Genomic DNA, 12,087 nt, shown 5'->3' on the forward strand with positions numbered 1-12,087 from the left:
TTATGCGCCTCCTGTTTTTTCTTCTATTATAAGGTCTGCTTGTTCAACTTGTTCTGACCATTTTTTGATGAAGGCGACACACTGATTGACTTCTTTAGAATCCAAGTGATGTCGTTGGATCAAATAAAAGTTACGCAAGTATTCTTCTGGCAAGCTTTCATAAGGCAAGTGGTGTTCTGTTGCCGCGCGCTTTGAAATGATAGTTTTTCCGACTCCTTGTTTGATCAACTCAATGATGATCTCATTGTTTTTGACTTCTAAAAAAGGCCCTTTGATGTTGTATTCTTCTAAGTAGCGTTTCGTATAATGATACACACCTGAGGAAGTCTCTCGCAAAAGCCATGGTCCTGTTTGACCGACTAAGACCAATTGATCCCGCATCATTGTAAACCGTTTGATGCGTCCAGTCGATAAAGGTTTTTCAATAAACCCTAATTCGATCTCATGACGACTAGCCGCTTCTAACACTTCGATCGAGTTCATCATTTGGATCGAAAAATCGATCGTGGGAAAAGCGGGGATCAGTTCGGTTAATAATTTTGGCAACAAATAAACAGCAAATGTATGGGAAGCAGCGATACGACATGAGACGCGTTGATCTTGTTCTCGTGAGATCCGGTCGATGATCCCATTCCAATCTTCCAATAGATCTAGTGTCCCTTGATACAACAAATCGGCTTGCGGCGTCGCGACGATCTCACGCCGTCCATTGCGAGTAAAAAGGGGTGTGTCGAGTTCGGTTTCCAATTGTTTGATCTGACTTGAGACAGAAGGCTGTGAGATGAATAAGATCTCGCCAGCTTTTGAAAAATTACGCGTCTCGTAAACGACCCGAAAGGTTTCCAGCAATTTAAACATTGTAATCACTTCCATTAATTTTCTTTATGATAACTATTATAACAATAATTAATCAAGATAGTTAGAGATGTGTATAATAAAAAATGTCAAAAGAGAAAGGGAAGTGACGTATGTTAAATACAGTAAAGGAAAAAACACATATGAAGCAAAATACAATTTTACCAGGGTTATTACTTTCATTTATCGTAGCCGCTGTCAGCAAGGGCTTAGGTTTGATTTTTCCCGAGATCGGCGGCGCGACGATCGCGATCTTGATGGGGATCTTATTAGGCAATACCGTTTTTAAACAATCGATCTTAGCCACGGGGACAAAATTTGCGGAAAGTCGTTTACTGGAATATTCCGTGGTGTTGTTAGGGTTTACGGTCACGTTCCAAACGATTGCACATATTGGACTAAAGGGGATCGCATTAGTGTTAGTATTAATGAGCGTGACGATTTTTAGTGCCTATAAGATTGGGCGTAAGTTAGGCTTTGGCGAGAAGTTAGCGTTGATGATGGGCGCCGGGAACGCAGTTTGTGGCTCTTCTGCGATTGGGGCTGTAGCGCCTGCCATTGGAGCGGACGATGAAGAAAAAGGCCAAGTCATTACACTAGTCAATTTGCTAGGGACCGTCATGATGTTGACCTTACCGTTTTTGGGGATGGCATTATTTGGTGATAGTCTGTTAGCTAAAAGTGCGATGCTAGGCGGAACGTTGCAATCAGTTGGCCAAGTTGTCGCAGGTGCCAGTTTAGTCAATAGTGAGACCGTCAAATTTGCCATGCTGTTTAAAATCATGCGCATCATGATGTTAGTCGTCGTCGTGTTTATTTTTGAACGTAAAATGGCAAAAGACAGTCACGGCGAAAATTTAAAAGATAAAGAGGCCAAAACGGGTAAATTACCGATTCCGTGGTATGTATTAGGTTTTCTGATCTGCTGCGTCTTGAACAGTTTTATCTCATTACCCCATGTTTTAGATACTGGCGCTCATTTTTTCAGTACGTGGTTTGAAACGACGGCACTAGCTGCGATCGGGTTGCGTTTAGACTTTAAAAAATTCATGAAAGAAGGCCCGCGCTTTTTGATTTATGGATTATCTGTTGGTGCAATCCAGACTGTGCTCGTTACTGTTTTGATTTTTGTACTCAATATTCGTTAAAAGCTAAATGGTCTTTATTGATTAAAAAAGCCGCCTAACTGTTAGTTTTAGCAGTTAGGCGGCTTTCAGAGTATCAAATTGGTTGTTTCTGATGTTTCTTGCGGTATTTCAACGGTGTCATGCCGATCGTTTGCTTAAATAAGCGAATGAAATAGCTGGGATCAGGATACCCTAATTTATGACTGATCTCATGGATCGAAAGGTTAGGATCTTCCAACAATTCGATCGCCCAGTGCATTTTTAATTTGCGATAGATATGACTGAAGGAATCTCCGAACTCTTCTTTGATCAGGCGACTTAAATAAGCAGGACTCAAGTTGGTGATCTCAGCTAGTTCATTTAGTGTGTATTGGATCGATTGATTTTCTAAGATCGCATCGATTGCAGGCTGAAGCAACTGATTATCGGCTAAATAAGTTTTAGGAACCGCCTTTGTTTTGTTGCAAGCACTGCTGTCATTTAGATCAGTTGCTTCTAAATGTAACGCATTTTGATAAGCATCAATAAAATAATTTTTTTTCAACGATTCTGAGATCAAATAAGAACTAATCTCGACTAAAAAATCAGTGATCTGCTGGATCTCAGCTAATGTTTTTTCCGGGATTGCTTGATAAGCACCTCGATTAGTTGCTAAGACAGTTCGCCGCAGCTGTTCATCAGAAAAGTTTAAGATCGGTGGCAAATGCTTTGGTTCTTTCAAGCGAACTTGCCCTGCGACGATCGCCCCTAAAAAACGTCGGTCGCTCATCAGCGGAATGACGATATCCACTAGTCCTAAATGACAATTATAAACACAAGGTTGTTGTGTCTGAGCGGCTTTTTTTAAGGCCAGCATTCGGCATTCACCACAATAATTTTTAAGTTTAGGCTCTTGCTGCAAGACTTGGCAGAAAGGTTGCTGACCGCTGACTTGTGAGAGTGCATGCCCACTGCGATCGATTAAGACGAGGCGCACTTGTGTCAACTGCGCGATTTTATCTTGTAATTTATTCCACTTTTCCAATTCAAGAATCTGTTCTAATTTGATTGGTAACCCCATATACCTCACCCCACTTTAATTATATAACATTTGTCATTCGAAATAAAATATTTATCTTTTTGTAACATTGCTAAACAAAATAAAATAAAGTTGCAATGAAAAATGTTGTCAAATTTATGTTAAACTCACATAAAGTTTGCATTTTGCTTCAAATTATTCGTTTTAATTATTTAATATAAGAAAAAAATAAGTTTTTTAGCAAAGGCCCTAGACAGCAAAAAGGGAGTCGACAGCTGTCAAACCAATCACTTCAGCTCACAAAAAAACGCGTTCTGATAGGAAAAACATGACAAACGAATGAAAAAACAACGATTGTAGTGTTTTATAAATAAAGGTTTAAATCAAATTTAAGACCTTGCGATGTCCGCAGTAGAAGCTTACAATGCATCTATAAGCCAAAGAAAAAAGAGGTATGTTATGAAAAAGACAGTATTTTTATTAAGTCTCGTTACAACGACGATCTTGTTAGGCGCTTGTGCTACTAATACAGAAAAAACAAGCAGCCACAATGCAGATAACCAAAAACAATCGACTATCGTTACGAAGAAAAAACAATCTTCAGCCGGCACAACTTCCGCAGCTGCTAATTCAAAAAAAGCAATGAGTGAATCGCAAAACAGCACTGCGACCAGTAAGGCAGCCGCTAAAAAAGAGAGTCAAGCAACCACTCAACAATCTCAAAGTTCTGCCCAAGGAGCGAACACGACGCAAAGTAACAACGCAACGGGCCAGTCGAAATTGAGCATTCCCGCCGATGTCTTAAGTGCTTATCGGACTGCTATCAAACAAGCCGGGTTAGACAGTTCAGCGTTTTCTGATCAACAGCTGAATGGCTATTACTTAGAAGCGAATAAATCTGGCGATGTAGGGACACTGTTGCAATTTATCGCCCGGGACAAAGGCATGGATGTGAATCAGTTATTGAATAGTTACTATTCTTATAATGGGTTGAACCAAAACGGCTCACAAAATGCAACGATGCCAGCTGAGATGTTGCAAAGTTATCGGACTGCGATCGCGCAAGCCGGTTTAGATGCGACGAGCTTTTCAGATGATCAATTGAATCACTATTACCAACAGAATCATTTGTCAGGTGATGTAGGGACTCTTTTACAATCGATCGCTCGTGACCGTGGCTTAGATGTGAACGAGTTGCTGAACAATTATTATCGGTATAATGGCCAAACAAGTAACGGCTCACAAGATGCGACGATGCCAGCTGACATGTTACAAGCTTACCGTAATGTGATCACGCAAGCCGGTTTAGATGCGACGAGCTTTTCTGATGCTCAGTTGAATCAATATTATCGTGATGCGCACTTGTCCGGTGATGCGGGAACGTTACTACAATTTATCGCCCGTGATCGTGGATTAGATTTTAATCAATTACTAGCAACTTACCAAGGACAATAAAAGTAAACATGCGAGCGACTGTCATCCACAGTTGTTCGCATGTTTTTTTGTTTACCGATAATAACTCTCCCAGTCAATTCTAAACGTCGGGTCCGAGAATGCTTGATAGCGCTGATAATCTTGTTGCAACAAATGAAGTTCCCGCTCTAAAACAGTCAGCTGCTCCTCCCGTTCTAACGTTCGCAGTTCAAGGCGCAAGTTAGCTAATTCGTTTTCGATCAGCGTCTGTCGAATGGTCAAATACTGTAAGGCGAGTTGGATTAATTTTTGGAATTCACCGGAGGAAAGGTCAGTTGATTTTTTCATCATGGTTGCTCCTTTCAAAAGTTTCTTTGTGGGCAAATAAAAAAGATATTTAAAAATGAAGTTGTTATATGACAGTTTTTATTTGGTTTGTTAAAATGAAATTAATCAGTTCTCATTTAACGATAGCATAGTTTTTTATTTTTGGGTAAGGGATTGCAGAAAGTGAGATGAAGAAGATGAGGAAACCGCGTTTTTTCAAACCAACCGAAAAATTCAATGGTAGTTTTTCCCAATTGGAAACTAAGAACCGCGAGTGGGAAGCACTTTACAGGCGACGTTGGAGCCATGATAAAGTTGTCCGGACGACGCACGGTGTGAACTGTACTGGTTCTTGCAGCTGGAATGTGTACGTTAAATCAGGGATCATTACTTGGGAACATCAAGCAACGGATTATCCGAGTTGCGGGCCTGATTCGCCGGAATATGAACCGCGAGGCTGTCCCCGTGGCGCTAGTTTCAGTTGGTATGAGTACAGCCCGTTACGGATCAAGTATCCCTATATCAGAGGGAAACTTTGGCAATTATGGACTGAAGCTAAGGTACAAAATGAAGGCGTTGTTAAAGCGTGGGGATCGATCGTTGAAGACCCTGTAAAAGCTGCCAGTTACAAAAGTGCGCGGGGTAAAGGTGGTCTCGTACGAGTAAAATGGGAAGATGCGTTAGAAATGATGGCAGCGATGTTGATCTACACAATCAAAAAATATGGTCCCGATCGGATCGCGGGTTTTTCACCGATTCCTGCCATGTCGATGATCAGTTACGCGGCAGGGAGTCGTTTTTTATCACTGTTAGGTGGCGAGCTGTTGAGCTTTTACGATTGGTATGCTGATCTGCCGCCTTCTTCTCCGCAAGTGTGGGGCGAGCAGACCGATGTACCAGAATCAGGAGATTGGTACAACAGCCAATATTTGATGATGTGGGGTTCAAATGTTCCACTGACTCGAACGCCTGATGCCCATTTTATGACGGAAGCACGTTACAAAGGGACAAAAGTCGTTGCGGTCAGTCCAGATTACGCTGAAAATGTAAAATTCGCTGACAATTGGCTGGCACCTAATCCTGGGACGGATGCTGCTTTGGCTCAAGGAATGACCTATACGATCTTGAAAGATTTTTATGTTGATCGTAGTGAGCCGCGTTTTGAAGCTTACGCGAAACAATATACTGACTTGCCTTTTTTAGTCTTATTAGAAAAAAATGGCGATCATTTTCGTTCGGGACGTTTCTTGCGATATTCCGATTTGAGTGGTGAGCCTGAAGTAAACGGTGATTGGAAAACAGTCGTCTTTGATCAATTGACAAATTCGGTGAAAGTACCGAATGGAACGGTCGGTCAACGTTGGGAAGAACAGACCGATTGGAATTTGAAGTTGCAAGATAAAAACGGTGAACCGATCAATCCAGCTTTGTCGATTTTAGAACACGAGCAAGTAAAATTAGATTTTCCGTATTTTGATGAACAGGGAAGTCAGGTTTTGACGCGTAACGTTCCTGTCAAACGTTTGACGTTAAAAGATGGTCAAGCCGCGTTTATTACAACGGTCTATGATTTAATGTTAAGCCAATATGGCATCAAGCGGTTGCTAGAAGATGACTTAGCTGCTAGTGGTTATGAGGATGCGTCGAGTCCTTACACACCAGCTTGGCAAGAAAAGATCACTGGGGTTAAACAAAGTCTCGTCATTCAGATCGGACGGGAATTTGCTCAAAATGCGCTTGATAGTAATGGAAAATCGATGATCATCATGGGCGCTGGGATCAATCATTGGTATAACAGCGATATGATCTATCGAACGATCTTTAACTTGATCTTACTGACAGGCTGTGAAGGTGTTTCTGGCGGTGGCTGGGCTCATTATGTTGGACAAGAAAAATTACGACCCAAAGAAGGCTGGGGCACGATCGCTTTTGCCAAAGACTGGACGGCAGGTGCTCGGCAACAAAATGGCACATCCTTTTTCTATTTTGCTAGTGATCAATGGAAGTATGATGAGTTAGATAATCAAGCACAAAAATCTCCGATAGGTCAGATTAAAAACGGCTATGAACATCCTGCTGATTACAATCAAATGGCGATTCGTTTAGGGTGGCTACCAAGTTATCCGCAGTTTGATCGGAATAATCTAACTTTTGTAACGGAGTATGGGACCACGGATGAACAAACGGTAGTAGACAAAGTCGTCGCAGAGTTGAAAAAAGGCACGTTGAAATTTGCGGCAGAGTCACCCGATAAAAATGAAAATCAGCCAAAAGGACTTTTCATTTGGCGCTCTAATTTATTTTCTTCTAGTGGCAAAGGGCAAGAGTATTTCATGAAACATTTATTAGGTGCAGAAAATGGACTATTAGCAAAAACGAATGAACAATTTAAGCCAGTAGAGATGGAATGGTTGGAAGAAGAAGTTCAAGGCAAGCTAGATCTAGTCGTGACCCTTGATTTCCGGATGGTCTCAACACCGATGTATTCAGATATTGTTTTACCTGCTGCGACTTGGTACGAAAAAGAAGACCTGTCTAGTACCGATATGCATCCTTTCATCCATCCATTCAATGCAGCAGTCGCTCCATTGTGGGAATCAAAAACAGATTGGCAGATCTTCCGCACGTTAGCCCAAGAAGTCCAAACATTGGCGAAGACAGAATTACCTGAACCGGTGTATGATCTCCATGCGGCGCCCCTTGGACATGATTCACCAGCCGAGATCGCCCAACCGTTAGGCCAGATCAAAGATTGGAAAAAAGATGAGATCGACGCGATTCCAGGGAAGACATTACCCAATTTGCAATTGATCCAACGTGACTACACAAAACTATATGATCAATTTATTTCACTGGGGCCTAATTTAGAAAATGGTCGTGTCGGCGGAGAAGGATTCAGTTTTCCAATCGGCGAACAATATGATGAGTTGAAAAAAATGAATGGAGTTTACGCTAGCGGGGACAACCAAGGCTGTCCAAAGATCTATGACGAAAAACAAGTTGCCGATGCGATCTTAACTTTATCCAGCACCTCAAATGGGAAAGTGGCTTTAGCAGCCTGGCAAGATGCTGAGCAAAAAACTGGGATGAAACTGACTGATATCGGAGAAGGCTATCAGCAAGTCCGAATGGATTTTAACGCGATTACGGCCCAACCGCGGGAGACTTTACCAACCCCGGTCTTTACAAGTGTCAAAAAAGATGGGGAACGCTACTCGCCGTTTACCCTAAATATTGAACGTTTCGTACCGTTTCGAACGTTGACTGGCCGCCAACAATTTTATATCGATCATGAGATCTTCCAAGAATATGGTGAGATGCTGCCAACCTATAAGCCGACCTTACCACCTCAAGTCATGGGACCGAAAGATCAAGTGATTAAGCCGGTGGAAAACGAGCTGACATTGCGCTATATGACTCCTCATGGCAAATGGAACATTCACACGACGTATCAAGATAATTTGCAGATGCTGACCTTATTCCGCGGTGGTCCTAACGTTTGGATCAGTTTAGAAGACGCGGCTACGTTAGGAGTAAAAGATAATGATTGGCTAGAACTTTACAATCGTAATGGCGTCGTGACGGCTCGAGCGGTAATCTCTCATCGAATGCCTACAGGAAGTATGTACATGTATCACGCCCAGGATATGCATATTCAAGTACCGCTTTCCACTATTACCGGAAATCGCGGCGGTAGCCATAATGCACCGACACAAGTCCATATCAAGCCCACTCAAATGGTCGGTGGTTATGCGCAACTGAGTTATGGGTTTAATTATTACGGTCCAATCGGAAATCAGCGTGATCTTTATGTGGCGGTGCGGAAATTGGAAGAGGTGAACTGGAATGAAGATTAAAGCCCAGATCAGTATGGTCTTGAATCTAGATAAATGCATCGGGTGTCATACTTGTTCGGTGACGTGTAAAAATACGTGGACGAATCGCCCAGGTGCAGAATATATGTGGTTTAATAACGTTGAAACCAAACCAGGTGTCGGCTATCCTCAGCAATGGGAAGATCAAAAGCGCTACCACGGTGGCTGGACTTTGGATCATAAAAATAAGTTGACCTTGCTAGCTGGTGGAAAATGGTCCAAAATTTTGACTGGTCGGATCTTTTACAACAATGACATGCCACGTTTAGATGATTACTATGAACCTTGGACATATGATTATAAAATATTATTTGGTAAAGCTCGGAAGCATCAACCAGTTGCTCGAGCTAAATCTCAGATCACAGGTCAAAATATGGCGTTGAAATGGGGACCAAATTGGGATGATGACTTGGCTGGCGGGGATCATTCCATCGCGCAAGATCCCAATATCAAACAAATCGAAACGGAGATCAAAGCAAATTTCGAGACAGCTTTTATGATGTATCTCCCAAGATTATGTGAGCATTGTTTAAACCCGGCTTGTGTGGCGTCTTGTCCCAGCGGTGCGATGTATAAACGCGACGAAGATGGGATCGTGTTAGTCAACCAAACGCAATGTAAAAGCTGGCGATTTTGTATGTCGGGTTGCCCGTATAAAAAAGTTTATTTCAATTGGAAGACTCATAAAGCCGAAAAGTGTACGTTTTGTTATCCGCGAGTTGAAGAAGGTTTACCAACGGTTTGTTCAGAAACGTGTGTGGGGCGGATTCGGTACATCGGTGTTGTCTTATACGATGCTGATCGAGTAGCTGAAGTTGCGAGTGAAACGGATGTGAAAAAATTATACGAGCGTCAGTTGGAACTTTTTTTAGATCCCCATGATCCAGCGGTGATTGAAGCGGCAAAAGCACAAGGGATCTCAACGGAAATGCTGACACACGCGCAAAATTCACCAATCTATCAAATGGCAGTCAAAGAAAAAATCGCGTTTCCGCTACATCCTGAATATCGGACATTACCGATGGTGTGGTATGTGCCACCGCTTTCACCGATCATGAATTATTTTGAAGGTAAGGATTCATTGAATGACCCAGAACAAATTTTTCCTGGAATCGATGAGATGCGGATCCCGATTGCGTATTTAGCAAATCTATTGACTGGCGGCGCTGAACAACCAGTCAAAGCCGCGCTTTATAAATTAGCCATGATGCGCCTTTATATGCGTGCCCAAACAAGTCATAAACCGTTTGAGCTCACTAAATTAAGTCGGGTTGACGGAAAAGACCGCGAAGGCATTGTACCGGTTGCTAGCGATCGCTAAATACGATGAACGCTTCGTGATCCCAAAAGCCCAGCGAGAGCGTTACGTCGATTCAGCGAAAGCTAGTCAAGGCGGGTTAGGTTATGAGGAGTGTAGTGGCTGTTCGTTAGCTAGCTTACATGGTTCGATGTTAGAGCAAGCCGAGCAAGGCCGACCAGGAGATGAGATCTACGAAGAAAACTTTTATGGGGGGATCTGGCGTGATTGATACGAAACGATTAACCACACTTCGTCCGAGTTTTTTAGTTTTGTCACAGTTGCTGGATTTCCCAGAAGAGTCGACAGTCCCCCTTGCGGAATTGACCGAAATATTGCCAGCTGGACATGAGAAAACGATGATTTTAACTTGGGCTGAAAAACTGGCACAGCAATCTTTGCAAACAAGACAAGAACAGTTCACTCATCTGTTTGAGTTGAACAAGCAGATTACATTGTACTGTACGTATTATCGGTTTAAAGATGGCAAAGAGCGCGGTGTCGTGTTAGCAAAATTAAAAATGCTTTATGAGATGTTCGGTGTGACACTAGAACAAGCCGAATTGACGGATTATCTACCGGTCATGCTGGAATTTTTAGCAGTCGGGCAGTGGCAAGCGGATCCGCGAATTGCGGATTTACAATTTTTATTTTCGGTGTTAGAAGATGGGACTTATGAACTTTTGCAACATGCTAAAGAATACGCAACGGAACCTTACATCCAATTAATCCGCGAAGTACGTAATCTTTTGAAGTCCTGTGTGAAAGAGAAGGTGAGAATATGAACGGCCTGAATATTTTCTGTTGGGTGATCTTTCCTTACTTGATGTTAGGTTCTTTTATCTTTGGAACGATCCTCCGTTTTACTAAGTTCAAAGGTAGTGTGACAGCTAAGTCCAGTGAACTGTTAGAAAAACGTCAATTGATCATCGGAAGTCTTTTGTTTCATGTGGGAATCATTTTTGTTTTTGCCGGCCATGTGATGGGGGTGTTAGTGCCTAAAGCTGTCACGGATTTTTTCGGGATCAGTGATGAACTGTATCACGGATTTGCCTTATTGATGGGAGGAATCTTTGGGATCATGGCGTTTGCTGGGATCTTGATCTTAACTTATCGGCGCTTTTCTAGTTTAAAAGTCTTCGTCACAAGTTCTTGGAGTGATTTGATCGTGGATGTCGCCTTGTTAATCACGATCATTTTAGGGTTATCAGCGTCTTTTATCGCAGGACCGAATGCGCCTGATTTTAACTATCGCGAGACACTAGCTGTTTGGGCTCGACAATTGTTTTATTTTGCGCCTAACTATCACTTGATGGCACAAGTCCCCTTATTGTTTAAGATCCATGTATTATGCGGGTTGACGATTTTTGGGATTTTCCCCTACACGCGACTCGTTCATGCCTTGACGGTACCGTTGCAGTATACGTTCCGCCGGCTGATCATCTACCGAGCAAACAACAAAAAAAGTGCCTGGTAAGTAGGGGCACTTTAACGGTAGTTATGATTTTTTAATTGATCAGCTGGAAGTGTGAGCGTCTGTAATCCTAACTGCTGATAAAAAAATTTTAAGCGTCGATTACCTGTTGCTAGGTAATCGGCTAATTTTTGAGCTTCAAAGTTCAAATGGGCAATCGTAAAATGCGGATTGTTTTCAGCATCGACGGCGTAGCAATCTGGAGTTGATAGCAGCTTTTGCAAACTTTCAGAAGTAAGTTCAGGATAGTCCACAGCTAAAACTAAAAAATCAGTCGCTTCTACTTGTTGTGCGACAGTCAATAAGCCGCCTAATGGACCAACTGAAGGGAGCGTATCAATAGCTAAGTGAACTGACTGATCAATCAAAAGCTTGTGGATCGCTTCAGCATTCGTCTTATTGACGGATATGAAAAGTTCAGTTGTGAATGGGCGCAGTTTTTCTGTCGCTAATTCAACCCAAGTTTTATGAAACTGTGGATCAAAGAAAAGTGCTTTATCTTGTTTGAAGCGACGTGATTTTCCGCCAGCTAAAATAATCCCAATCGTCATTTTTCCACCTACTTGTCCAACCTCACTAGTGTTGCACAAATAATTTCAGAAAAATCTGAAAACTATATTTCATTCAAAATTGCCCAAAAATCAAATGCTTACGCAGCGGATGACTTTTATTCCAGAAATTGTACGTTTTATTAAACTGAA

At 42.2% G+C, this 12,087-nt stretch carries 9 protein-coding genes and 1 pseudogene; 6 read left to right on the top strand and 4 right to left on the bottom strand.

Annotated elements, in window-relative coordinates:
- Positions 1-858, bottom strand: a complete 858-nt coding sequence (locus GVJ38_RS11180) for a LysR family transcriptional regulator (RefSeq protein WP_159723248.1) — start codon at positions 856-858, stop codon at positions 1-3.
- Positions 859-998: 140 nt separating this feature from the next.
- Between GVJ38_RS11180 and GVJ38_RS11185 the strand changes: the two genes are divergently transcribed.
- The gene (locus GVJ38_RS11185) at positions 999-2,003 is read left to right on the top strand and encodes a YeiH family protein (RefSeq protein WP_159723249.1); all 1,005 of its coding nucleotides are present in this window, start codon (positions 999-1,001) and stop codon (positions 2,001-2,003) included.
- 73 nt (positions 2,004-2,076) lie between these two features.
- Here the strand turns inward: GVJ38_RS11185 and GVJ38_RS11190 are convergent, their stop codons facing one another.
- Positions 2,077-3,042, bottom strand: a complete 966-nt coding sequence (locus GVJ38_RS11190; RefSeq protein WP_159723250.1) for a PocR ligand-binding domain-containing protein — start codon at positions 3,040-3,042, stop codon at positions 2,077-2,079.
- 417 nt (positions 3,043-3,459) lie between these two features.
- Between GVJ38_RS11190 and GVJ38_RS11195 the strand changes: the two genes are divergently transcribed.
- Positions 3,460-4,455 carry a hypothetical protein gene (locus tag GVJ38_RS11195; protein WP_159723251.1) on the top strand — a complete coding sequence of 332 codons (996 nt, stop codon included), beginning with the start codon at positions 3,460-3,462 and terminating at the stop codon, positions 4,453-4,455.
- Positions 4,456-4,506: 51 nt separating this feature from the next.
- Here the strand turns inward: GVJ38_RS11195 and GVJ38_RS11200 are convergent, their stop codons facing one another.
- Positions 4,507-4,761, bottom strand: a complete 255-nt coding sequence (locus tag GVJ38_RS11200) for a hypothetical protein (RefSeq protein WP_159723252.1) — start codon at positions 4,759-4,761, stop codon at positions 4,507-4,509.
- Between the two features lie 176 nt (positions 4,762-4,937).
- On the opposite strand from GVJ38_RS11200, the gene GVJ38_RS11205 reads away from it, so the two are divergent.
- From GVJ38_RS11205 to narI, 4 genes and pseudogenes are all read left to right on the top strand, one after another.
- A complete protein-coding gene (locus GVJ38_RS11205) occupies positions 4,938-8,597 on the top strand; it encodes a nitrate reductase subunit alpha (protein WP_159723259.1) in 3,660 nt (1,219 codons plus the stop codon).
- Positions 8,587-10,144: pseudogene (narH, locus tag GVJ38_RS11210) on the top strand (nitrate reductase subunit beta). Before GVJ38_RS11205 ends, narH begins: the two are co-directional and overlap by 11 nt.
- On the top strand, positions 10,137-10,697 hold the full coding sequence (gene narJ, locus GVJ38_RS11215; protein WP_159723253.1) for a nitrate reductase molybdenum cofactor assembly chaperone: 561 nt from the start codon (positions 10,137-10,139) through the stop codon (positions 10,695-10,697). The pseudogene narH and the gene narJ overlap by 8 nt, the downstream one beginning before the upstream one ends.
- Positions 10,694-11,389 (top strand): respiratory nitrate reductase subunit gamma, encoded by a 696-nt coding sequence (gene narI, locus GVJ38_RS11220; protein ID WP_159723254.1) that lies wholly within the window; start codon positions 10,694-10,696, stop codon positions 11,387-11,389. Before narJ ends, narI begins: the two co-directional genes overlap by 4 nt.
- 11 nt (positions 11,390-11,400) lie before the next feature.
- Here narI and GVJ38_RS11225 read toward each other — a convergent pair whose 3' ends face one another.
- Positions 11,401-11,937: a molybdenum cofactor guanylyltransferase gene (locus GVJ38_RS11225; protein ID WP_159723255.1), complete on the bottom strand. Its 537-nt coding sequence runs from the start codon at positions 11,935-11,937 to the stop codon at positions 11,401-11,403.
- Positions 11,938-12,087 lie beyond the last annotated feature (150 nt).

Origin of the sequence: Enterococcus sp. CSURQ0835, from assembly GCF_902706605.1 — a bacterium.
In the GTDB taxonomy this organism is placed as follows: Bacteria; Bacillota; Bacilli; order Lactobacillales; family Enterococcaceae; genus Enterococcus_A.